This window comes from Planctomonas sp. JC2975, assembly GCF_012985205.1.
In the GTDB taxonomy this organism is placed as follows: Bacteria; Actinomycetota; Actinomycetes; order Actinomycetales; family Microbacteriaceae; genus Humibacter.
The window spans coordinates 2,466,743-2,489,226 of the sequence record NZ_JABEKS010000001.1; the positions used below are offsets into that span (position 1 = coordinate 2,466,743).

General features: G+C 68.1%; 19 protein-coding genes and 1 tRNA gene. 9 read left to right on the forward strand and 11 right to left on the reverse strand.

Features of this window, described 5'->3' with window-relative positions; genetic code table 11:
* Positions 1–48: 48 nt before the first annotated feature.
* From HII28_RS11195 to HII28_RS11205, 3 genes are all read right to left on the reverse strand, one after another.
* Positions 49–1,833, reverse strand: coding sequence for a hypothetical protein (locus HII28_RS11195; RefSeq protein ID WP_170025465.1), 1,785 nt, complete (start codon positions 1,831–1,833; stop codon positions 49–51).
* A gap of 1 nt (position 1,834) precedes the next feature.
* A complete protein-coding gene (locus HII28_RS11200) occupies positions 1,835–4,828 on the reverse strand; it encodes an MMPL family transporter (protein WP_170025466.1) in 2,994 nt (997 codons plus the stop codon).
* A gap of 82 nt (positions 4,829–4,910) precedes the next feature.
* Positions 4,911–6,182, reverse strand: coding sequence for an alpha/beta hydrolase (locus HII28_RS11205; RefSeq protein ID WP_170025467.1), 1,272 nt, complete (start codon positions 6,180–6,182; stop codon positions 4,911–4,913).
* 268 nt (positions 6,183–6,450) lie between these two features.
* On the opposite strand from HII28_RS11205, the gene HII28_RS11210 reads away from it, so the two are divergent.
* Positions 6,451–7,266, forward strand: coding sequence for a sugar phosphate isomerase/epimerase (locus HII28_RS11210; RefSeq protein WP_170025468.1), 816 nt, complete (start codon positions 6,451–6,453; stop codon positions 7,264–7,266).
* 159 nt (positions 7,267–7,425) lie between these two features.
* On the opposite strand, the gene HII28_RS11215 is transcribed toward HII28_RS11210, so the two are convergent.
* Positions 7,426–8,691 carry an ROK family protein gene (locus tag HII28_RS11215; protein ID WP_170025469.1) on the reverse strand — a complete coding sequence of 422 codons (1,266 nt, stop codon included), beginning with the start codon at positions 8,689–8,691 and terminating at the stop codon, positions 7,426–7,428.
* 319 nt (positions 8,692–9,010) lie between these two features.
* Between HII28_RS11215 and HII28_RS11220 the strand changes: the two genes are divergently transcribed.
* On the forward strand, positions 9,011–10,453 hold the full coding sequence (locus tag HII28_RS11220) for an MFS transporter (protein WP_170025470.1): 1,443 nt from the start codon (positions 9,011–9,013) through the stop codon (positions 10,451–10,453).
* Positions 10,454–10,495: 42 nt separating this feature from the next.
* Here the strand turns inward: HII28_RS11220 and HII28_RS11225 are convergent, their stop codons facing one another.
* The 5 genes from HII28_RS11225 to dcd all read right to left on the reverse strand — a co-directional run bounded on the left by HII28_RS11225 (position 10,496) and on the right by dcd (position 13,804).
* Positions 10,496–11,449, reverse strand: a complete 954-nt coding sequence (locus HII28_RS11225; RefSeq protein WP_170025471.1) for a Gfo/Idh/MocA family oxidoreductase — start codon at positions 11,447–11,449, stop codon at positions 10,496–10,498.
* Positions 11,450–11,489: 40 nt separating this feature from the next.
* Positions 11,490–12,194, reverse strand: coding sequence for a PH domain-containing protein (locus HII28_RS11230; protein ID WP_170025472.1), 705 nt, complete (start codon positions 12,192–12,194; stop codon positions 11,490–11,492).
* Positions 12,194–12,358 (reverse strand): hypothetical protein, encoded by a 165-nt coding sequence (locus HII28_RS11235; protein ID WP_170025473.1) that lies wholly within the window; start codon positions 12,356–12,358, stop codon positions 12,194–12,196. Before HII28_RS11235 ends, HII28_RS11230 begins: the two co-directional genes overlap by 1 nt.
* Positions 12,359–12,572: 214 nt before the next feature.
* Positions 12,573–13,115: a hypothetical protein gene (locus HII28_RS11240; protein WP_170025474.1), complete on the reverse strand. Its 543-nt coding sequence runs from the start codon at positions 13,113–13,115 to the stop codon at positions 12,573–12,575.
* 5 nt (positions 13,116–13,120) lie between these two features.
* Positions 13,121–13,804: a dCTP deaminase gene (gene dcd / locus HII28_RS11245; RefSeq protein ID WP_170025475.1), complete on the reverse strand. Its 684-nt coding sequence runs from the start codon at positions 13,802–13,804 to the stop codon at positions 13,121–13,123.
* Positions 13,805–13,902: 98 nt separating this feature from the next.
* Here dcd and HII28_RS11250 point away from each other — a divergent pair, with 98 nt between their 5' ends.
* From HII28_RS11250 to HII28_RS11265, 4 genes are all read left to right on the forward strand, one after another.
* Entirely contained in the window at positions 13,903–14,574 is a 672-nt protein-coding gene (locus HII28_RS11250; protein ID WP_170025476.1) for a TMEM175 family protein, read from the forward strand.
* 45 nt (positions 14,575–14,619) lie between these two features.
* Entirely contained in the window at positions 14,620–15,189 is a 570-nt protein-coding gene (locus HII28_RS11255; RefSeq protein ID WP_170025477.1) for a class I SAM-dependent methyltransferase, read from the forward strand.
* A gap of 288 nt (positions 15,190–15,477) precedes the next feature.
* Positions 15,478–16,224: a patatin-like phospholipase family protein gene (locus tag HII28_RS11260; protein WP_170025478.1), complete on the forward strand. Its 747-nt coding sequence runs from the start codon at positions 15,478–15,480 to the stop codon at positions 16,222–16,224.
* A gap of 250 nt (positions 16,225–16,474) precedes the next feature.
* Positions 16,475–16,545, forward strand: a tRNA-Gly gene (locus tag HII28_RS11265).
* A 65-nt stretch (positions 16,546–16,610) separates the two neighbouring features.
* Here HII28_RS11265 and HII28_RS11270 read toward each other — a convergent pair.
* The gene (locus HII28_RS11270; RefSeq protein WP_170025479.1) at positions 16,611–17,354 is read right to left on the reverse strand and encodes a TMEM175 family protein; all 744 of its coding nucleotides are present in this window, start codon (positions 17,352–17,354) and stop codon (positions 16,611–16,613) included.
* A 137-nt stretch (positions 17,355–17,491) separates the two neighbouring features.
* Here HII28_RS11270 and HII28_RS11275 point away from each other — a divergent pair, with 137 nt between their 5' ends.
* Complete coding sequence (locus HII28_RS11275) at positions 17,492–19,894, forward strand: HAD-IC family P-type ATPase (RefSeq protein WP_170025480.1); 2,403 nt, start codon at positions 17,492–17,494, stop codon at positions 19,892–19,894.
* Between the two features lie 8 nt (positions 19,895–19,902).
* Here HII28_RS11275 and HII28_RS11280 read toward each other — a convergent pair whose 3' ends face one another.
* The gene (locus tag HII28_RS11280) at positions 19,903–20,394 is read right to left on the reverse strand and encodes a hypothetical protein (RefSeq protein ID WP_170025481.1); all 492 of its coding nucleotides are present in this window, start codon (positions 20,392–20,394) and stop codon (positions 19,903–19,905) included.
* Between the two features lie 879 nt (positions 20,395–21,273).
* On the opposite strand from HII28_RS11280, the gene HII28_RS11285 reads away from it, so the two are divergent.
* Positions 21,274–21,855, forward strand: a complete 582-nt coding sequence (locus HII28_RS11285; RefSeq protein WP_170025482.1) for a hypothetical protein — start codon at positions 21,274–21,276, stop codon at positions 21,853–21,855.
* Positions 21,856–21,997: 142 nt separating this feature from the next.
* Positions 21,998–22,402: a hypothetical protein gene (locus HII28_RS11290; protein ID WP_240977337.1), complete on the forward strand. Its 405-nt coding sequence runs from the start codon at positions 21,998–22,000 to the stop codon at positions 22,400–22,402.
* Positions 22,403–22,484: the final 82 nt, after the last annotated feature.

Below are 22,484 nucleotides of genomic sequence, written 5' to 3' on the forward strand. Positions count from 1 at the left end.
TCAACCCGGCTGTCGTATTCCGCAGAACAAGCGGCGCGATCACCCGATTCACGGCAGGGCGGAGAATGCTGTGCGACCAAGGCGACGCCGTGATCCGACGCCCGCGAAGACGAGAGCCAGCCCGATGACGCCCCAGAGCAGTGCGATGACGGTGCCAGCCACGGCGAGCGCTGGAACGCCGCCGATCGCACCCCGCAGGGCATCGAGCGCGCTGGACGTGGGAAGGATCCCCGCGATCGTGACGAGCGCGGCAGGAACGGTGGATGCCACACCGACGGCGAGCGCGACCACCCCGATCACCAGGGCGATCACCCTGCCGATCGCGCCCATCGCCGCCGCCAGACCCTGATTGACCACGGCGAACACGGCGCCGACGACCACGGAGACCCCGATATAGCCGAGCCAGATGCCGGGTGTCAGTCCGAGTCCGATCAGCACGACCGTCGACACCAGCAGCCCTTGCACGGCACCCAACGCTGCGCTGACGCCGGCCGACCCGATGGCCAGGCGCAGGGATGACCTGCTCCCCAACAGCCGTTTCTCCGGCACAGACTTGCGCACGAGCGCCAGCACCATGGCACCGATCCACAGGGCGAGCATGGTGAAGAGCGGCGCGGACTGAACGCCGGACGGTGCAGACCGCGGGTCGATCACCACCGGCTGGGAGGCCGTCGACGACAGCACCTGAATATCCGAATCCGAGTACGACGGGATCTTCGGCACGGCCGCAGCGAGCCCGGATGCCAGCTGATCCGCTCCGCTGCTCTCCTGCTGCGCGCCCGTCGACAGGCTGGCCGCACCGTCGGCGAGCGACGCCGCGCCCGACGCGGCCTGGTCGATGCCACCCACCAGCTGAGGCGACGCTGCCGCGAGCTCGGCAGCCCCTGACGCGACCTGATCGGAGCCGGCCGCGAGCTTCGCCGTGCCGGTCGCCGCCGCCTGCATGCTGGCGAGCGCGGCTGTCGCCCGGTCGCACAGTGAGCCCGGGTGCTGACAGATCTCGGCGACCACCCCGGCGAACGACGCCAAGGCGGCGGACAGCGAACCCGAGATCGCGTCGTTTCCGGAACTCACCTGGGCCGCACCCGCCGCCAGCTGCGCGGTCTGAGCGGGCAGCGCTGCCGAACTCGCGGAGAGGGTGTCGAGTCCGGACGACAGCGAGGCGGCGCCGTCGGAGAGCTGCTGTGCACCGCTGGAGACGGAGTCCGCTCCCGCTGACACCTGAGTCGCACCGCTCGACGCCTGTGCGATCTGGTCGTGCACGGAGTTGAAGCCCTGATAGACGCCCTGGAGGTACTGGTCCACGATCTGGCGGTTCAGTTGCGCCGTCGCCGTGGCCGTCACAGCCTGCACGAGCGCGGGGTCGAGGAGCGCAGCCGACGCGCTCGTCCGCACCTGAACGAGCGCCGGTACCGCGCTCTGAGCCGGTCCCGACAACGAACTGATCGATGTCGAGAAAGTCGTGGGGATTGTGAGGACCGCGGCGTACCGACCCGCGGCGAGGCCGTCCGCCGCGTCCTGATGGTTCGTGAGCACCCACGTGAAGTTGGATCCGACCACTGCCGGCTGAATGGGTGTCTGCTCGTCCGGGGATGAACCGCCGATGAGGCCCGCCGCGAACTGCCGTCCGATCGGTGTCGAGGTTCCGTTGATCGTCACGGGCACGTCGTCGTTCACGATCGCGGCGCTGACGCGATCGAGATGCAGCGCCGGTGTCGAGAGCCCCCACGACAGCAACAGGCCGAGGAGCACCGGGAGCAGCACGACGACCGCGACCGCGATGCCGCCGAGCCTCTCCGAGCCGGACCGTCCCGACAGTGGACCACCGGTCATGTCAGCTCACCTCCGAGGCCATGCGCTCATCCGTCGATGCCGGTGCCGTCGCCTCGACCATCGCGCTGTGGGTCGTGACGGACTGGCCCATCAGCTCGGCGACATCCGCATCCACTCCTACAGATGCGACGACGGTCAGCGGTGGGGCACCGCTTCGCAGGCGTTCCGCCCGCTCCCGCTCCAGTACCTCCGCGATCGCGTTCCGATCCCGCTCATCGCCGACGCTGTCCGGATCGCAGAGCCCGAGCACCGCGATGCCATCGCGGAGCGCGAGATCCACCTCGTCGGCGGGAGCCGACGATCCGCGCAACGGGACGATGGCGGACCGTGCGCGCACGGCGCCCGCCCTGGTGGGCAGCACGAAGCCCGCGACCTTGAGGCGGCCGGATGCCACGTCACCGCGCCCGCAGATCGCCGCCACTACGATCGCACCGGCAAGGTCGTCATCCGCGCGCACGAGCAGAACATCGCCGTACGGGACGAGGACATCGAGCCCCGAGGCGATCTCGCGCCCAGAGCGGGCGACCGCGACGTTCTCCGCGGCGATGGCGTATGCCGAACCGTCAGCCGGCCAGTCGGCGAGCTCCAGCTCGTGGGCGATGCCCTCACCCTCGGCGTCGAAGTGCGGCAGCATACGGTCGAGGCCGGCGGGCATCCACCAGGCGAACCTGCCGAACAGCCTCAGCACGGCGGGGATCAGCGTCATGCGCACGATGAACGCGTCGATCGCGACGCCGACGGCGAGCCCGAGGGCGATCGGCTGGATCGAAGCGTCGCCCTCCGGCACGAAGGCCGCGAACACGGCGAACATGATGACGGCTGCCGCGGTGACCACCTTGGCCGAGCCGAGGAATCCCGCTTCGACGGCGCCGTGCGCGTCACCGTGATGCACGTAGTCCTCACGCATGCGGCTGACCAGGAAGACCTCGTAGTCCATGGCCAGGCCGAAGAGCACACCCATGAGGATGATCGGCATGAAGCTGATGACGGACCCCAACGAGGCGACTCCGAGCGGTCCGGAGAGCCATCCGTCCATGAAGACGAGGCTCGTGATGCCGAACGCGGCGCCGATCGAGAGCAGGTAGCCGAGTGCCGCGGTGACCGGAACCACGATCGACCGGAACACCATGGCCAACAGAACGAGAGACAGTCCGACGACCAGGATGCCGAACGGGAGCAGCGCCTGGGCGAGGCGCTCGGAGACGTCGATGCCCGCCGCCGTGTATCCGGTCACGGACAGGTCGACGCCGTACTGCTTCTGGAACTCGTCGTGCATCCCTCTCAGTCGTCCGACGAGGTCCTCCGTGGCCTGCGAGTCAGGGGCGCCGCTCGGGATGACCTGCACGATGCCCGTGTCCCCGCTCTGGTTCGGCGTGGAAAGCGGCACCGCGACGACGCCCGGCACCTTGGCGATGCTCGCGCCGAGATCGTTCATCAGCCCGACCGGATCCTTGCTCTGGATGACCGACCCGGTCATGATGAGCGGCCCGTTGTATCCGGGGCCGAAGTGCTTGTCGATGAGGTCGTACGTGACGCGCCCTGGTTCGCCGGCGGGCAGTGATCCGGCATCCGGAAGTGCAAGGCGCAGATGGGACGCGGGAACCGCCAGCAATCCAAGTGCCGCGACGATGACGACCACCGTGACGATCGGCCATCGGGTGGCGCCGCGGACCCAGCCGAGGAACAGCCGAGACGGACGGGCAGCGACGCGATCGGGAGTTGCGCCGGATCCGTCCTTTTCCACGTCGTCGTCCTGGCCATCGGCCGGACCGGATGCCGAGGGTGACGGATCGCGGGTCGTGGCATCCGTGATCGTCCCTGCGTCGGATCCGGCATCCGGGGTCACCGCCGCCGACCCCTCGGACGCCGCTTCGTGCGCCGACGCCCCGGACGCCTGCGCGGAGTGGCCCGTGCCCTCGTTCACGTGGCGGCGACCGTGCGGCGTACGTCCTGCCGCGCCGGGACGGAGGGCTTTCGGAACGATCCGCCATCCGAGGAATCCGAGTAGCGCCGGCATGAGCGTCATCGAGATCAGCACGGCCAGAGCCACCGCGCCGGCGGATGCGACGCCCATGGTGGTGAGGAACGGGATGCCGGCCACGCTCAGCCCGAGCAGCGCGATGATCACCGTCACCGCCGCGAACACCACGGCCGAACCCGCCGTTGCAATGGCCCGCGCTGCGGATTCTTCCGGATCGATCCCGCTGCGCACCTGGTCGCGATGTCGGGAGGCGATGAACAAGCCGTAGTCGATGCCCACCGCCAGACCGAGCATGAGAGCCAGAAGCGGCGTGGTCGACGTGATGGTCGTGACCGACGTCATGGCGAGGATCACGGAGAGCGACACCGCGACACCGAGGAGCGCGGTGATCAGCGGCATCGCCGCCGCCAGGAGCGACACGAACGTGAACGCGAGCACCACGAAGGCCACGGCGATGCCGAGAAGCTCCGTGATGCTGATCCCCGTCGATGTCTGCGCGAACAGTTGACCGCCCATGGCGGTCTGCGACCCCTTCGGCAGCTGCGACTCGAGGTGATGCGCCTCCGTCTGCAGGGCCGCATCCGTGGCGTCGGACACCGCGCTCTGCGCGACGGAAAGCTGCACGGGAACGATAACTGCCGACTCGTCGGAGCTGATGTTCGCCGTCGACGTCGATGAATACGGCGACGTCGCGGACGATACCTGAGGGATCCGCGACAGCCGGGTCACGCTCTCCTCGACCGCTGACTGGAAGGCCGGATCCCGCACGCTCGCGCCCGCCGGCGCCACGGCGACGAGTTGGGCGGATGCGCCGCTCATCTGCGGGAACGTGCGGGCCAGAGCGTCGAGCGCTTGCTGCGACTCGGTGCCTGGAATGGCGTACGTGTTCTGGGTCCCCGTGCCGAGCAGCGCTGCCCCTGCGATGGCCAGGGCCACGAGCGCCAGCCAGATCGTGAGAACCCAGGAGCGTCGCCGGAACGCCCATCGTCCGACGGCGTAGAGAAAGGACGACATGCTCAGCCCCCTGCCATGGTCCTGCGGTGAATGTAGGTCGGAGTTCGACCCGCCGCAGGCCCCCTAATGAGGGGTCTCATGTTCAGTACAACGCCCGCGTCGGGTACCTGGTCGTCGCTGTCGCGGCGTTCGCGAGCGACTCGGTGCCGGCATCCAGGTAGCCGAAGGTGGTCACGTGCTCGCTGAACTTCTTCGCCAACGCGGTCATGTCGGTGACACCTGCGTATGCGGCGGATGTCGGATCGTTGTTCCAGTTGGAGTGTTTGATCGGCTCATGGGCCGTCACGGGCAGGCGTCCGCCCGAGCCCTCGACGTGAAGGATCGTGGCGCCGAACGACGGCGAACGCGGATCCTGTCTCGTGAGGCGCCCCCACTGCGCCTGGGTGTCGCCGACCGCCTCGCCTGCGTACACGTGTTCCGCGTGCAGGGCACGGGCATCCCGGATATGCGCCTCGATTCCCGCAGACCCGAGCATGACGAACGAGAAGATGCCGAGTCCGCGGGTGGATGCCAAGGCGTTCGCCGCCGTCGTCGTGCCGTAGGAGTGCGCGATGACGCTGAGGTCCACGCCGACGCCGCCGTCTCGGCTCGCACGGAATCCCTCGAGCGCTGTCACCAGCCGCGGAGCACCGCGGGCCGCGTAGCCGCCGAGGGCGGCGTCGATGCCGGGAGGCGGGGTGATGTACCCGATCCACGCGATGACGGATCGATGCGACGGGGCGCCGGCCTTGCCCTGCTCGTCGTACACGTTCTGCGCCGCCTGCGTCCACAGCTGCATGTCGTCGGCGTACGTTCCCATGCCCGGCACGTCGAAGGTCACCTGCATCGCCTGATCGGGATTGCCGACGGCCACCGCCGCGAGCGGCCGAGGCGCCGGCGTCAGCTCGACGAGGTAGCGCTCGGTGCCGCCCTTGCCGGTGAGTGATGCCTTGACCGCTTTGAGGGCGCGCAGACGGAACTGCGCCGTCGCATCCTTCGGGCGCGCCGCGACGCGCTTCTTCGTCGCGGCGAGCGCTCGCCCGAGGTAGAGCCGGTTCGCCGCGTCCCTGTCGACGTAGTCGACGCCCTCGAGGTTGCCGATGAGGTCCGGCGCGTTGCGCAGGGCGGTCTTGCGCTCCTTGCCCGTCGCGTCGTTCCAGAGTTCGTCGACGTACTTGCTGTCCGAGTTGGCGAGATCGACGGCCGTCTCCGGATGCTTGCGCAGATACTCCTGCGCCTGTTTCGGCGGCATGCTCCACAGCTTCTGCAGCCCGTCGTCGATGACCTGCTTGCCGACGGTCGGCGCGGTCAAAACCGCCGTCACAGCGACACCGGCCATGACGATGATTCCGACGGCTCGCCCCCAGCCGATCATGTGCCGAAGTCTAAGCGCGCTCGGAGAGGCCCTGCCCGCCCCGAACGGGGGACGAACGGACGGATCGGTTCGGATCGGTGAGAGCCGCGAGGTGGCCATCGGGCCGGTGGGCACCGCACCGCCTGTCGCGGCTGAGAGCGCGACCACGGCCGCGCATCGACGGATGCGCGCACAGGCCGACATGCACCATGCTGGTCATTGCAACGATTCGATCGATGACGATCTCCGCCTCGCGAGGCGACGGGGAGATCAATGAAGGAGCATCCCCATGGCTGCCGAGACAGCGTCCACCCCCTCCGTTCAGCTCTACTCCGTGCGCGACGCCATCGACGCCGACCTCGACGCCGCCGTCGCGCGCGTCGCAGAGATCGGCTTCCGCAACGTCGAGCCCTACGCCTTCCACCTGCGCACGGCGGACTACAAGCGCGCGTTCGCTGCCAATGGCATCCAGGCGCCGTCCGGCCACGCGCCGGTCATCGACTCGGATGACGCGGCATCGATCTTCGACGCCGCCTCCGAGCTGGGCATGACCACCGTCATCGACCCGTTCATTCCGACGGATCGCTGGCAGACGGCGGATGACGTGCACCGCATCGCGGACCGCGTCAACGAGCTCACCGAGCAGGCCAAGGGCAACGGCCTCGAGTTCGGATACCACAACCACCAGTGGGAGTTCACGAACAAGGTGGACGGCCGTGCGGTCTACGACCTGTTCGTCGAGCTGCTGAGCCCCGACACGGTGCTCGAGGTGGACACGTTCTGGGCCACGGTAGGCGGCGCCGACGCGCCCGCCGTGCTGCGCGCGCTGGGCGACCGGGTCCGCGCCTTGCACATCAAGGACGGCAAGATCGACGAGGACATCCGCAACGTGCTGCCCAGCAGCGAGAGCGCGCTGATCGTGCCGGAGGCGCTGCAGCGTGCGTTCGAGAACCAGACGCCGGCCGGTCAGGGCGACGTCGATGTGAAGGCGATCCTGCAGGCCGCGCCGAACGCGCTGCGCGTGGTCGAGTTCGACGCGTACAGCGGCGACGTCTTCGTAGGCATCGCCGAGTCGCTGGCCTGGCTCGCCGAGAACGACAACTAACCACCGGCCGGCCACTGGCCAGTGGCCACACCTGCACCGAGAACAGCAACTGTCGCGCTCTCAGCACGAGAACAGCAGCAATTCTGCTGTTCTCGCAGACAGTTGCTGTTCTCGGAGCGGGCAGTGGTCAGCGGCGGTGACAGCAACTACAGCGGCAGGTCAGGCCGAGGCAGCGATCGACGCCCGCCGTGCGACGCCGCCGCTGCGCAGGAACTCAGCGACCGGCAGCGTCGCGGCGCCGAGTGCAACGGCATCCCGACCGAGGTCGGCACGCACCACCTCCAGCCGCTGGAACGGGCGAGCCAGCGCGTTGCGTCCGATGGCTTCCCGGATGAGCGGCAGCACCTGGTCGGGCAGCGCATGCCCCAGCCATCCTCCGATCACGATCTTCTCGGGCGTGAACAGATTGACGAGGTTTCCGAGCCCGACTCCGAGGTAGTCCACCAGCTCGCCGACGACCTCCACGGCCGCCGGATCGCACGTCGAGCCATCCGTCGAATCGGTCACCGAACCGCGTGCGGCCCCGCCCAGTATCCCGACGAGCCGCTCCTCGACCTCCCGCGGATTCGCCGCACGCTCGCGTCCGGTGAGGTAGTCGTATCGCGCGACAATGGCATCCGCTCCTGCGTACGCCTCGAGGCATCCGTTGGCGCCGCAGACGCAGTCGCGTCCGCCTGCCACGACTGTGGTGTGGCCGAGTTCTCCCGCGAACGACCTGGCATCCGTGCCGGGCGTCGCCACGATGCTCGCGCCGACTCCCGCGCCGAGCAGCACGATGATGGCGTTCTCGCTCTGCGCTGCCGCGCCGAACCAGCGTTCGGCCTGCCCGAGGGTGTTCGCACCGTTGTCGACGACGAGCGGAAGGTCGGTGCGCTCGCGAAGCATCCGCTCGATCGGCAGGGCTCCCCATCCGATCGACTGGTCGTAGACGACGGCTCCTTCGTCCTCGCGCTCGACCAGGCCGGGGACTCCGACACCCACGCCGAGGATCTCGTCGGCCTCCACCCCTGACTCTGCCATGACGGCATCGATGCCCGAGATCACGTGGTCGATCACCTCGTCGGGACCCAGCCGCACGTTGCTCGTGCGGGAGCGGTGCGAAGCAAGCACGTGCATCCCGAGGTCGAAGAGTTCGACCCGCACCGTCGTCTCGCTCACGTCGACGCCGATCACATGACCCGAGCGGGGATCGATGTGGAACAGCCCGCGAGGACGTCCGCCGTTCGACTCCTCCGATCCGACCTCGGCGACGCATCCGATGCGCAGCAGGTCGCACATCACGTTCGAGACGGTGGCGAGGCTCACATGCGCCGCCCTTGCGATGCCCTGATAGGTGAGTGGACCGTGCAGGTACAGCTCCCACAGCGTGCGCGAACGGTTGGTCCTGCGGAGGTCGCGCACCGTTGTCGGGCGTGCTGACGGCATCCGATCCACCTGACTGTCGTGGCCGCCGACGCCACGACACGTCTCCGCGGCGACACACAGCCTGTTCCGCCCATCGTAGTGAGAGCGCGACCATTGCCGGACCGGAGCATCGACCGGGTCGACCGACCCACACCGCCATGCCCTTATCGCGGCCGCGCCACTTCAACCGACTCCATCGGCTCGGCCATGCGAGCAAGCTCGCGCGGCGCTCACCTCAGTCGTCGGTTATCGCGGCCGCGCCACTTCAACCGACTCCATCGGCTCGGCCATGCGAGCAAGCTCGCGCGGCGCTCACCTCAGTCGTCGGTAAGGTGTCCGCATGACCGACCACCCGACCGGCCGCGGCAACGACGCTGCAACTGGCGCCCAGCAGTCCTCCACCTCGTCCGCCGCCACGGATGCCGCCGCCGGCGAGACCCTGCTCGTCGCGCCCGTCCCACGGCGCAAGGTGCTCGCCTGGGCGCTGTACGACTGGGCCGGGTCCTCCTTCAACGCGGTGGCCACCACCTTCGTCTTCACCCGCTACCTGACCAGCTCGTCCTTCGGCGACACGGATGCGCTCTCGGGCCAGCTTGGTCTCTGGCTCGGTCTCGCGGGCGTTCTCGTCGCCGTCACCGCGCCGATCACCGGCCAGCAGTCGGACGCCGGCGGCCACCGCAAGCGCTGGCTGGGCGTATGGACAGGCATCACCGCCGTCGCCCTCCTCGCGATGGCCTTCGTCTTCCCCGAGCCGCGGTTCGCGGTGCTGGGGTTCCTGGCCCTCAGCATCGGCACGATCGCCAGCGAGCTCGCCAACGTCAACTACTACGCCATGCTCACGCAGGTCTCCACGCCGAAGAACGTCGGCCGGGTCAGCGGATTCGGCTGGGGCATGGGATACGTGGGCGGCATCATCCAGCTGCTCATCCTGTTGTTCGCCTTCATCAACCCCGAGTTGCAGATCGCCGGATTCGGATACGTGCAGCTCTCGATGATCGTCTCCACCCTCTGGTACGTCGTCTTCTCGCTGCCGGTGTTCTTCGCACTGGGCGAGAACAAACAGCCGGTCGTCGGCGGTGTGCAGCGCGCCGGCCTAATCGGCGCGTACGTCGAACTCGGACGCTCGGTCGCCCGTCTCTGGACGCGCAGCCGCAACACGGTCTGGTTCCTCATCGCGAGCGCGGTGTTCCGCGACGGCCTGACCGGAATCTTCACGTTCGGCGGTGTGATCGCCTCCGGCTCCTTCGGCTTCTCGGCCAGCCTGGTCATCTATTTCGCCGTTGCGGCGAATCTCGTCGCCGGCATCGCCACCATCGGAACCGGGGTACTGGACGACCGGTGGGGTCCGCGACGCGTCATCATCACGTCGCTGGTCGGTCTGCTGGTCTCTGGTGTCGCCGCCGTCGGCCTGGCGCTCGGCATGTTCGATCCGACGGCGGGCGCCATCAAGTCCGACGGCTCGCCAAGCGGCCTCGCGCCGGCGTGGATCTTCTGGATCTTCGGCCTCTGCCTCTGCCTCTTCGTCGGACCGGCGCAGTCGGCATCGCGGAGCTTCCTCGCGCGCATCATCCCCCCAGGCCACGAGGGCGAGGTGTTCGGTCTCTACGCCACCACCGGGCGTGCCGCCACGTTCCTGTCGCCGCTGCTCTTCACCGCGTTCATCGCGATCGGCGGCAGGCAGATCTGGGGCATCGCCGGCATCATGCTCGTCATCCTGGCCGGCCTCGTGCTCATGCTCTTCGTTCGGGCGCCCAAGGACGACAAGCTCGACCTCACCAGCTGATCGGGGCCGGCCGAACCGGATTCGACCAGCTCGACCGGCGGCCTACCCGACGCTCACCCACCCGCCACCGGCACGCAGTGAGTCACGCGCCGCGAGCGCCGTGCGCAGAGCCAACACGGCGTCGCCGACGGGCGCCACAGTCGACGGCCGACCGGATGCCACGCATTCCATAAAGTGGGCGGCCTGCCTCGCGTAAGGGTTGGCTTCGACGGCGTCCGCTCCGGCGTGCGACGCGGAGGCCGTTTCGGGAACATCCGTCTCGAGCGGATCCGCGCTGCGGATCGCCACGAGCCCACCGTCTCCGATCACCTGCAGCGAGGTCGCGAACGGGAGGCTCTCCGGCATCCGGGCGTGACTGAGCACCTGGGCGAGGCCACCTCCCGCGTACCGCACAGTGGTTTCGACCGGCCCGAGCGGATCCGACGCCGTCGCCCGCACAGTGACCGGCGCGCCGAGCAGCACGTTCGCCTGGTCGAGGTCGTGGATGCCGACATCCACGACCAGCCCGCCGGACTGGTCCTCGTCGTACCACCACGGCGTCGGCGGCTGCGCGATCATCCGCTCCGCCCGAACGTGCAGCGGATGCCCCACCTCGCCGCCGTCCACACGCAGACGCATCCGCTCGTACTCGGGGAAGAACCGTACGACGTGCGCCACCATCAAGATCAGGCCGCTCCCCTCCGCCACGGTGGCGATGGCCTCGGCATCCTCGACGGTCAACGCCATCGGCTTCTCGAGCAGCACGTGCTTTCCCGCTCGGAGCGCGGCAACGGCGAGCTCGCGATGCGTCGGAGTCGGCGTGCAGATGGACACGATGTGGACGTCAGGGTCGTCCAGCGCGAAGGCGACATCGGTCACGGTACGAGCGTTCGGTGCGGCATCGAGCGCTGCATCCGCTCGCCGTGAGACGAGATAGGAGACCTCGGTGCCGGTCGCGCGCCACGCGCCCGCGTGCGCGGCGCCGATCATGCCCGGCCCGATTATCGCGACTGTCATGACGGCATCCTGTCACCTGCCGGGCTGTCGTGTTCCGGCGCTAGGGCCGCTGGATGTCAATCGGATTCGTCGGTGTCTCGTCCGGATCGTAGCGGGGGTACACGACCGTGTCGTCCGGGTCGTACTGCGGGTACACCGCGGTGTCGTCCCACTCCTCGGCCGGACGCACCGTGACCGTCGGCACCTGCTGCGGCGGGTAAGCGGCGCCGCCGCCCTGCGCCCCGTCGACGTCATCGGACCACCAGTCGGTGTGTCCGCGCAGGCCGGCCCTCTGGATGACCCGTTGGATGGTCAGCCCGCGCTGGTCCGGCTTGCCGACGTAACGGATCTGCCGCAGCCCCTGCGCCTGGGCAGCCGACTCGAAGATGAAGTGGCCGTACCCCAGGATCCGCCCGATGACCGGCTTGTCGACGGAGATGTCGAGGATTCTCGCGAGCGGCATCGTCGCGATGTGCTCGGAGAGGATGCCGTGGATGCGGAACACCCGCATGTTCGTGATGACGAAATGGTCGCGTTTGCGGTCGAGGATGCGCCACGACGCGTGCACGATCCCGACGACCGCGATGATCACCAGGAGAATCCAGATCATTGTGGCGACGCCGGCCAGGATGAGCACGATCACGCCGGCCACGAGCTCCAGCACCGGACCGACCTGGGCGGCCCAGTGCTTGCGCACCTCGTCGATCACCACCTCGCCCTGATCGGAGATGAGGTGCTTCGCGGTGCGTGGGTCGACGGCGGGCATCAGCTCGCGAGAGCGGTGAAGAATTTCACGACGGCCTGCCCGGCGTCGAACACGGCGCCGATGGCGACCTGCACCGCGTTGGCCGCATCCTGCGGGCGTGCGACGACGTAGAAGACGGCGAAGGCGATGATCACGATGATGACGACGCGCTTGACGATCTTCACAGGGGGAATCCTTTCAGTCCACGTCAGCGAAGCGATCCCCCCAGATGCCATGCCTTGCCGTTTCTACCGTGGACGGGGCCGATTCGCCACCGGACACGCGCGCCGCGACGGAAACTGGGCGCGCTCCCGCACTCCGAGAGAGCTCAGGACAGTCGCTCGGCGGACTGGGCGGCCGGGCGGAACCGACGCACTCGCTGACCGGCGCACGGCGGGCTCAGGCCAGCCGGGTCCCCTCGAGGTGTTCGACGAGCGTCCAGGTCGCGCCCTCGTCGTCGCTCACCCATCCGTCGAACTCGTAGTGGTCGTCGGAGACGGCGCTGAAGTTCCAGCGGATCGGCCGCTCGTCGTTCTGCGTGCCGTCCTGGCGAACCCCGTCGCGCCACCCCTGTGCGACGAGGTTCGCGTACTGGTTGTTCGCCGGGGAGAAGTAGCTCACCCGCACGATGCCCGCCGCCGGGTCGTAGACGCGCACCGCGACCGCGATCGTCAGCGGTCCGTCCTCCGTTGCGACGACCTCGATGTCCTCGATGGCGCGTCCACCCATGACCCACGACACCATCCAGGTGAAGTCGCGGTCGACCCAGACGCCATGCTCGTCCAGGCGACGTCCGAGGACCCGCCATGAACCGACGAGCTGTCCGAATCGCGTCATCCGGTTGGGATGCTCTGGCGCAACAGCGCTGCTGATCAGCGCACCTGCGAAGTCCGAAGCCGGGGCAGAATCCGGTGTCGCTGGAAGGTCCGGCTGCTCGCCCATGGTCGTCACCCCCGGTTCACGGTGTCGGATGCCGGTTCCCGCCCGACCGGGACCTCATGCGCGTCGCGCGAGGCGGCCACCTGCTCGGCGGCGATCTCTCCGACGGTCGTTCCGCTGACATCCGTGCGGTGGAAGTTGAGATAGGAACGGGATGCCGTCGGCCCCCGCTGACCCTGGTACCGCGAGCTGTACGCCGCTGACCCGTACGGCTTCTCGGCCGGCGACGACAGCTGGAAGAAGCACATCTGCCCGATCTTCATGCCCGGCCAGAGCTTGATCGGGAGCGTCGCGACATTGCTGAGCTCGAGCGTGACGTGTCCGGTGAATCCGGGGTCGATGAACCCGGCGGTGGAGTGCGTGAGCAGGCCGAGTCGTCCCAGCGAGCTCTTGCCCTCGAGGCGCGCCGCGATGTCATCAGGCAGCGTCACGCGCTCGAATGTGGATCCCAGGGCGAACTCACCGGGGTGCAGGATGAACGGCTGGTCGCCGTCCACCTCCACGAGGTGCGTCAGCTCCGGCTGGTCTTCCGAAGGGTCGATGAACGCGTACTTGTGGTTGTCGAACAGCCGGAAGAAGCGGTCGAGGCGCACGTCGATGCTCGACGGCTGGATCATCGCCGGCTCGTAGGGCTCCAGAGCGATGCGCCCGGCGTCGAGTTCGGCCGTGATGTCGCGATCGGAGAGCAGCACGTCGCCAGACTACCGGGTGAGTGTTTCGGCCGCCGCGGCCGCTGGGCTCGTGCGCGGTATGCGCTCATCCGCGACGTGCGGGCCTCTACTCTTGTGGCATGCGCACGGAGCGGGGGCTGGACCGGCTGGTCTTCTTCACGGACGCCGTCTCCGCGATCGCCATCACTCTGCTGATCCTGCCGCTCGTCGACTCGGCTGCCGCCGCGGCCGGTCACCTCAGCGCGTCCCAGTTCATCGCCGCCAACCTCAATCAGCTGTTCGGATTCGTGCTCAGCTTCGCCGTAATCGCCCGGCTTTGGGCTGCTCATCACTCGATGTTCGAACACGTCTCCTCGTACGACAGGTCGCTGTTCGTGCTCAGCCTGTTCTGGGCGCTGACCATCGTGTTCCTGCCGCTGCCGACGGAGATGCTGTCGCAGTTCGAGACGACTCCGACGACGGTCGCGTGGTACATCGGAACGATGCTGCTGAGCAGCATCGCGCTGCTGCTCCTGGCGGTCACGATCCGACGGCATCCGGAGATCGCCCGCAAGGACAACCCGATCTCCGGACGCGCGGTCTTCGGCGTGACCGCGAACGCGGTGTCGTTCCTGCTGGCGTTCGTCGTGGGTGTCTTCATCCCGGAGATCAACTTCTTCGCGCTGCTCCTCGTGTTCCTGGCCACTCCCGCCACCTGGCTGTACGACCGCGCGATGGCGCGACGGACGGCGCCCGAGACGGGGACGGGGTCACGGCCCGAGACGGGGACGGGGTCACGGCCCGAGTCGTGACATCCGTCATCCGCACTCCCGAGCCGGTCGGCCTAGCGTGAAGGCATGGACGACGCGATGGACACCCGTGATCGCTGGCGATCGCGCACGCTGCCCGCGCTGCGCGGAACGGTGCTCGACGTGGGCGCCGGCACCGGAGTCGCCGCCGGCCTGCTCGACGCGTCGGTGACGTGGATCGCTCTCGAGCCGGCACGGTACGCCCGGGTCGAGCTCTCTGCCCGAGTCGCCGCGCGCAACGGATCTCGCTACCTCACCGACCGCGCCGAATCCATCCCGCTCGACGACGGATCGGTGGATGCCGCCATCGCCTCGACCGTGCTCTGCTCCGTGCGCGACCAGCGTGCCACGCTCGCCGAGGTGCTGCGTGTGCTGCGCCCAGGCGGATCGCTCGTGTTCTACGAGCACGTCATCGGATCCCGCGGCAGCTGGACCCGCTTCCTCCAGCGCGCCTACGCTCCGTTGTCTCGGATCATCGATGACGGATGCGACCCAGCGCGCGATACGGAATCCGCCATCCGCGCCGCCGGCTTCGCATCCGTGCAGGTGAGGGCCTTCGAGACCCCGGGGATCCTGGGCACCGTGGAGCCCCACATCGAAGGGGTCGCGGTGCGGTGACGGTTCGTCGCGGACGCTGAAACCCCGGGTCTACGATGCGGTCGCTCGGTTGTTGGTCGGAGCGCGCCGAACCCGGGCGAACGGCAGAAATGCATACGCTCCGACAACATCGAGTCCTGTGGGCTGGGAGCATGACTCATCCCACCCGAACCACTGCAGGCGTCGGCGTCCGGACTCCGTCATCAAGATGCCATGGCAAATCACCCCGGCGCTCCCATTGGTGCTTTCGGATCGTTCCCTCCCAGGCTTGAATTGCGGCGCCGTGTCCTCGGAGCGACAGAGAATGACATGGTGAACGATCCGACTCTCGGGCTCGCGCTGAGCGGTGGCGGCGCATTCGGCGCGGCTCACATCGGGGTGCTCGAAGAGCTCGCAGCCCGCGGGCTCGATCCGGGCGTGGTCGCCGGGACCAGCTCCGGCGCCCTCGTGGGTGCCGCCTTCGCCGCGGGGATCGGCCTGTCCGAGATCGCGCGCGGCGCGGCGGCCTTCCGATGGCGGGACATCGCCGGATTCTCGCTCCGCCCTCGATGGGGATTGCTCGACTCGGATGTCCTCGGCGTCAACCTTCGCAGGATCCTCGGCGAGGACCCCTCGATCGAAAACCTCGAACGTCGTTTCGGTGCCGTCGCCACGGATCTGCGGACCCGTCGAGTGGTCGTCCTCGACAGGGGACCGCTGAGCACTGCCCTACGAGCCAGCATTGCCGTGCCCGCCATCCTCGCCCCGATCTCGCGAGATGGCATGCTCCTCGCAGACGGCGGCCTCGTGGACAACGTGCCCGTTTCCGCCACGAAGCAACTGGGAGCGACCCGCACTATCGTCGTGAAGCTGCACGCGAAATGGGAGAACGTGCGGATGATGCGCTCGACCGCACTCGTCGAGGACTCGTCGGTCATCTTGATCCAGCCCGACATGGCACGGATGGCGCAATGGACGATGTCCGACGTGCCGCGTCTCATCGAGGAGGGGCGAAGGGCCGCGGCCGCCGCGCTGGACGCGACCGAGGCGCAGGACGAATCGGCCACCACGGCCTGAGAGATTGGTGCGGGCAACGACTTACCCGCACCGCACCATCTCAGCGTTCGGCCGCACGACGACGGCTGCGGAGTACTTCAGTCAAGCCACGCTGATGATGGTCCGCCGAAGGCGAAGTAGCCGAGGAGACCCGCGCCCACGGCCCCACCGATACCCGTAGGATGGCTGTGGCGCCCGCAACGGGGACGCCATAGCTATGTGGGAACCAAGGTTGGGTAACCAACCGCGATTCCAATGTTTTCAAGGCAATGCCGATGTAGTTCAATGGCAGAACTTCTGCTTCCCAAGCAGACAGCGCGGGTTCGATTCCCGTCATCGGCTCTCATGGTCTCGGCGGTGTCCCTCGGGTGCTGACGAGACCATTTGTGTGCGGGATGATCCGCCGCTCAACCAGCCGTTCTAGCTCGTCGCGCCCCGAACAGCCGCGCGAACGGCCCCCGCAGCACGCCGGTGAACAACAGTAGGAACAACGCGAAGTAGCTGATCACTGGGAACACGATGGCGACCCCGAGGCTGATCAGGAACAGCACTGTCATCGCGAGGCTGGCTCCCAATCCGCGCAACAAGGCGTGCTCCGGGATGTCGTGCAGCTCCGGATGCGCGCGCAGGTACAGCTCCTGCACGAGCGCGAGCAGGCTGGTGAGCGCCATCGTGCCGATGTAAGCCACGAGCACGAGCACGTCGTCGCTGTGCAGGATCCCCGTCATCGCAGTGGCAACCGGCAACCACACGATGGTGAGCAGCCACGCCATGTTCAGCCAGAGCAGCGGTGTCGTCACGCGGCGCACCCCGGCGAACATGCGGTGGTGGTTGATCCAGAACATGGCGATCACCGCGAAGCTGATCAGAAAGCTCACGAGCAGCAGGTAGTTGCCGTCGAACCACAAGGCGGCCGGGATCGAAGGCTTCGCGTGCCCCTCCGATCCGAGGCTCGTGATCGCCTCGAGCAGAGGCAGGATCAGCAGGGTCATCGCGATGGCGACGACGGCGTCGATGAACGCCTTCGCCCGGTCGGCGCTGAAGAAGGCCTCGACTGTCGTCGCCTTCGCGTCCGCGGTCGCCGGCACCGCCGTCGAATCGTGCGGCATCGGCTCGGGAATCCGCTTGTCGTCCGACGGCTCATCGCTCACGTGACGATGGTACGGGCGAGCCGGTGACCCCGAGGTCCGCTCGCACCCGCGTCCATTAGGCTCGCACTGCACAGCATCCGCCGAGGATTCGGACAGGATGCCGCGCACCACGGTTCGGCTCGGCAGACGGGGGCGCCATGACGGACACGGCCGGCCAGCTGCTCGGCCTCAGCGACGCGGATGTCGCGCAGCGCGTCGCCGACGGGCGTACGAACGCCTACACGGATGCCACCAGCCGGTCGGCGTGGAGCATCATCCGGGCGAACGTGTTCACGCTGTTCAACGGGATCATCGTCGCCTGCTTCGCCGTGCTGCTCATCCTCGGCCGCTGGCAGGACGCGCTCTTCGGCCTGAGCGCCATCGCGAACACGATCATCGGATCAGTACAGGAGTTCCGCGCGAAGGCCGCCCTCGACAAGCTGGCGCTGCTGCACGCGCCGACCGCACGCGTGATGCGCGGCGGGGAGCTGCGCGAGGTGACGACCGCGGAGGTTGTGCTTGACGACATCCTCGTGCTCCGCGCTGGAGACCAGATCGCCGCCGACGGGGCCGTGCTCGACACGGCGCGGCTGCAGGCCGACGAGTCGATGCTGACAGGCGAGTCGGATGCCGTCGACAAGCTGCCCGACGACGAAGTGCTCAGTGGTTCGATAGTGGTCGGCGGCGAGGGTGTCGTACGCGTCACCCGGGTGGGCGCCGACTCGTTCGCCAACAAGCTGGCGAGCGAGGCGAAACGGTTCTCGCTCGTCGCCAGCGAACTGCGGCGGTCCGTGGACAAAGTGCTCAAGTTCCAGGCCTGGATCATCGGACCGGTCGCGCTGCTCGTGCTCAACGCTCAGATGTTCGTGTTCGGCGGGTGGCAGCAGGCGATCGAGAGCGGCGACTGGCGGCAGGCAGCGGTGAACGCCATCGCGGCCGTGATCGCGATGATCCCGCTCGGGCTCGTGCTCATGACGAGCATCGCGTTCGCGGTCGGTGCCGTGAAGCTGGCTGCTCGCCAGGTGCTCGTGCAGGAGCTGCCCGCCGTCGAGGGCCTCGCCCGAGTCGACGTGATCTGCCTCGACAAGACGGGCACGCTCACCGAGGGCGAGATCGTGTTCGACGAAGCGCATCCGGTGACGGAGGCCGCCCCCGAAGGCTGGAACGACGTGCTCGCCTGGTACGGCGCGGAACCGGACGCCAATGCGACGGCACGCTGCCTGACGGCGGCCTACGTGGTCGACGGCGCGCTCGATCCCGCCGGACGGATCCCGTTCTCGTCCGCGCGCAAGTGGAGCGCCGTCTCCTTCGAGTCGGATGCCCGAGGCACCTGGGTTCTCGGCGGCCCCGAGATGGTGTTCAAGGGTGCGGATCACGCGACGTTGCGGGCGCAGTCGGCCCAGCTGGCGGCATCCGGACGGCGCACCCTCGTGCTGGGATACGCGCCGTCGCCGCTGTCCGCCGCCGAGATCGAGGAGGAGACGCTGCCGCAGAACGTGGTGCCGGTCACGCTGCTCACCTTCAGGGAGAGCGTGCGCTCGGATGCCCTCGAGACCCTCGGCTACTTCGCGTCGCAGGGTGTGGCCGTGAAGATCATCTCCGGAGACAACCCGCAGACCGTCGCCGCGATCGCCCGCGAGGTCGGGCTGGATGCCGAGACAGGATTCGACGCGCGCGAACTGCCCGAGAACGAGGACGCTCTCGCTGCCGCCCTGGAGGAGCACACCGTGTTCGGGCGAGTGACTCCGACCCAGAAGAAGGCGATCGTTCAGGCGCTCAAATCGAAGGGACATACGGTCGCGATGACCGGGGACGGCGTGAACGACGCCCTCGCCATCAAGGAGGCGGACATCGGCATCGCGATGGAGTCAGGATCCGCCGCAACGAAGGCCGTCGCCCGGATCGTGCTGCTCGACGGCAAGTTCGAGCACCTTCCTGGCGTCGTCGCCGAGGGCCGCCAGGTGATCGCGAACATCGAACGCGTCTCGATGCTGTTCCTCACCAAAACCTCGTACGCGACGGTGCTTGCGATCGTCTTCGGGCTCAGCATCATGCAGTTCCCGTTCCTGCCCCGTCAGCTGTCGGTGATCGACGGGTTGACGATCGGGATCCCCGCGTTCTTCCTGGCGCTCATGCCGAACATGCGGCGTTACATCCCAGGATTCCTGCGCCGCTCGCTGAGCTTCGCCATCCCCGCTGGCATCATCGTCGGCCTCGTGCTCTGGTGGTACGCCTGGGCGGCGACGGGTGCGGACATCGAGCAGGACGAGCTGCGGACGGGATCCACGCTCATCCTCACGATCGTCGGCCTCTGGGTGCTCGTCGTGCTGTCGCGGCCGATCGACGGCTGGAAGATCGTGATCATCGGCGCGATGATGATCGGCCTCATCCTCGTCTACGCCGTGCCGATCGCCCGCCAGTTCCTCGGACTCGTGGACCCATCGCTCACCGTCACAGTGCTCGTGATCGGGTTCTCCGTGCTCGCCATCGCAGGGATCGAAGTGGTGAGGTTCATCCACCGCCGCTACGTGCGCCGCCTCGGCGGCACCGGCGACTACTGAAGCGCTGCCTACAGACCGGTGTTGCGGGAGGCGGCATCCCGCTCGGTGATGTGGTCGAAGTAGCGTCCGGTTCGTCCGACCCAGAGCACCACAGTTGTCAGCACGGCAACGGCCATCAGCACGATCTCGAACCAGTACGACGTGCCGTCGATGATGAGCGACACCACGGCGAGCACGAACTCGACCACCATCGCGACGGTGAGGAGCACGCGCGCGTAGTGCTTGCCGCGCGTGAGGGCTGAGGCCAGCGCGATCACGAACAGGCCGAACAGGATCACGATCGCTCCCGTCAACGTCACGGCGAAGGATCCGCCGAGCAGCCCGTTGTCCACGGCATATCGCAGCAGGATGAAGAGGATCCCCACGCCGATCGCGATGAAACCCGCCACATAGGTGAGCACCACGATCACGATCAGCTCGGCCGGCGGACGTTGGCGCTTCTGGCCGGATGCCGCACCCGAGGCATCCGCGGACCTTCCGGCCGGCGTTCGGTTGGTCATGGTGTCACCTTATGGCTGTAAAGAGGTTGCGATACCTTCCGTCGCAGCGCAGCTGCGTCGGCGCTGGGCCCCCATCGCCGGTTCCGACGCGCCGATTTCGGCGTGACGGCCGTGCGATAGGGAGGGTCGAGGCGAAGGCCCGCCGAGCCTTCGCCTCCAGCTGCACGGAGTTCTGGCCGGCACACCGTGTATTCGGCCGAATGGCGGCGTGCCGGCCGGGCCCCGCCGCATCCGAGCGACGGGCGGACCCCTTCAACTGTCGGGTGGGGTCCAGGAGGCGCCGGCGGCCAGAAGGCCGTCCTCAGCACCACGCTCCTGACGTCGATGGCCACGACTCCGACCGGGAACACCCCGCTCCAGCCGCAGAAAAGGGGAGCCAGTGGGCGCGGTTGCGGCCCCCGCGGCATCCGCGCCCCTGGCATTCCCACATGAACCCAGCGCTGAGGCGAGCCCCCCGGCAACATGCCCTCTGCGCACGTGACTCATGACCCCCATCTTGCACCCGTTATCCGGCAGTGACCAGGGCCCATTCCGGGTGAAAACGCGGCATTCGGGCTTGCTGATGCCCCAATCCGGGTGACGATCGGGAGTCGACGCGGTGCAAGGTAACGGCGCATATCGATCCGCTCAGCGTCTGCTGAGCTTCACGGCGATCTGCCACCGGCGATGCTTACGGTGTACCTCTCGACGCCGATGGGGGCTGGCGCGAGCGATGCCTCCGAACGAGCACCGGGCCACGACGAAAGATGTCGGAACGGCCCGGACCGAGACGAAGAGGAGGATCCCGTGTCGGATGCCCGAGCACTCCGTCCACCCCGAACCCCGCGCGCGCCTCTACGCGTCGGGGTCTTCACGCGCGGCCGCCTCAGGCGCCTTGCAATGCGGGACGCCCGTGCTGGCGTTCCCCGCGCCGCGTACGAAGCCGAGCCGGTCGGCGATCCGACACCGACAGTCCAAGCGCTGCAGGCGCACGCCGCGACCTACGCCCAGCGCGAGGGACAGCGGTTCTTCACGGACGTGCGCGTCCAGTGGACCGAGAACGAAGCCCTCGTCGAGACGATCGGACGCGAGCAGAGCGAGTACGCAGAGCGCGCGGCGGCCCTGCAGCACCAGCCGGCGGAGGTGGCGCAGGATGCCACTTCCCCCGCTCACGAGGATCTGCGCCGCCTCGAGCGCCGCATCCAGCGCGACCATCGGAGGTCGGCGCACCTCAAGGCGCTGATCCATACGCGGTTCACCGTGGCGCGGCTGCGCGCCCGCCGATACTTCGACTACTCGGATGAGAAGGTCGCGATCTACTGGGGCACTCTGCGGCGCAAGCATCCGGCGGCGGAGAACATCGCGGATCGGCCGCCTGTGCTGACCCGCCCGATGTGGCTCACGGTCGACGACAGCCACCGGGCACTCGAGTTGTGGCACGGCACGGACCTGTTCGCTGCGCTGGAGCAGCGCGGACCGTGAGTTCCCGGAGCGAGCGCAGCGCGCGTCCGGGCTTGGGTTCGGGTTTCGGGTTCGGAGACAGGTTTTCAGCAAACAGCACGGCGGCCGACGCAGGCTGCTGAAGGGGGCCGATCGGAGCATCCGATCGGAGCAAGGAGGAACCATGTCGGCTCGTGACCGAATGGGAGCCGTCGTCGCGGTGGTGGACACTCACGACGCGTTCGGCCTGGAAACCGTTGGGTATCGCCTTCCAAAGGTGAGTGCCCTGTCGCGCAAGCTGCGATGGCGGCTGTGGCGCATGCGCAAGTCGCTCGATGTCGAGACTCTCGATGTGTTCGAGCACGAGCTCGACGCGTTCGAGCGAGCAGGGCTCGCCGAGCTCGCCAGGCAGCGCACCCGGCACGAATCGACGTGCGAGGCCCTGCAAACGATAGCGAAGGCGCGCATCGAGCTCGTGGACGGCGCTCTGCGCTCCGCGAGCGGGGACCTCGCCAAGGCGGAAGCCGACGCACTGATGCTCGAGCGCAAACTCGCCGACCGCGACCCGCAGTTCCACAGCTACGCCTAGCGCGGCTGCACCGCTCACCGACTCGATCGACTCGGCGACACGAGCGAGCTCGCATCGCTCGCACCTCAATCGCCTATGAAGG

Bases quoted from the DNA above. Each gene is read 5' to 3' on its own strand.
- HII28_RS11195 (WP_170025465.1), bottom strand. From the start codon at position 1,833: ATGACCGGTGGTCCACTGTCGGGACGGTCCGGCTCGGAGAGGCTCGGC.
- HII28_RS11200 (WP_170025466.1), bottom strand. From the start codon at position 4,828: ATGTCGTCCTTTCTCTACGCCGTCGGACGATGGGCGTTCCGGCGACGC.
- HII28_RS11205 (WP_170025467.1), bottom strand. From the start codon at position 6,182: ATGATCGGCTGGGGGCGAGCCGTCGGAATCATCGTCATGGCCGGTGTC.
- HII28_RS11210 (WP_170025468.1), top strand. From the start codon at position 6,451: ATGGCTGCCGAGACAGCGTCCACCCCCTCCGTTCAGCTCTACTCCGTG.
- HII28_RS11215 (WP_170025469.1), bottom strand. From the start codon at position 8,691: ATGCCGTCAGCACGCCCGACAACGGTGCGCGACCTCCGCAGGACCAAC.
- HII28_RS11220 (WP_170025470.1), top strand. From the start codon at position 9,011: ATGACCGACCACCCGACCGGCCGCGGCAACGACGCTGCAACTGGCGCC.
- HII28_RS11225 (WP_170025471.1), bottom strand. From the start codon at position 11,449: ATGACAGTCGCGATAATCGGGCCGGGCATGATCGGCGCCGCGCACGCG.
- HII28_RS11230 (WP_170025472.1), bottom strand. From the start codon at position 12,194: ATGCCCGCCGTCGACCCACGCACCGCGAAGCACCTCATCTCCGATCAG.
- HII28_RS11240 (WP_170025474.1), bottom strand. From the start codon at position 13,115: ATGGGCGAGCAGCCGGACCTTCCAGCGACACCGGATTCTGCCCCGGCT.
- HII28_RS11250 (WP_170025476.1), top strand. From the start codon at position 13,903: ATGCGCACGGAGCGGGGGCTGGACCGGCTGGTCTTCTTCACGGACGCC.
- HII28_RS11255 (WP_170025477.1), top strand. From the start codon at position 14,620: ATGGACGACGCGATGGACACCCGTGATCGCTGGCGATCGCGCACGCTG.
- HII28_RS11260 (WP_170025478.1), top strand. From the start codon at position 15,478: ATGGTGAACGATCCGACTCTCGGGCTCGCGCTGAGCGGTGGCGGCGCA.
- HII28_RS11275 (WP_170025480.1), top strand. From the start codon at position 17,492: ATGACGGACACGGCCGGCCAGCTGCTCGGCCTCAGCGACGCGGATGTC.
- HII28_RS11280 (WP_170025481.1), bottom strand. From the start codon at position 20,394: ATGACCAACCGAACGCCGGCCGGAAGGTCCGCGGATGCCTCGGGTGCG.
- HII28_RS11285 (WP_170025482.1), top strand. From the start codon at position 21,274: ATGCGGGACGCCCGTGCTGGCGTTCCCCGCGCCGCGTACGAAGCCGAG.
- HII28_RS11290 (WP_240977337.1), top strand. From the start codon at position 21,998: ATGTCGGCTCGTGACCGAATGGGAGCCGTCGTCGCGGTGGTGGACACT.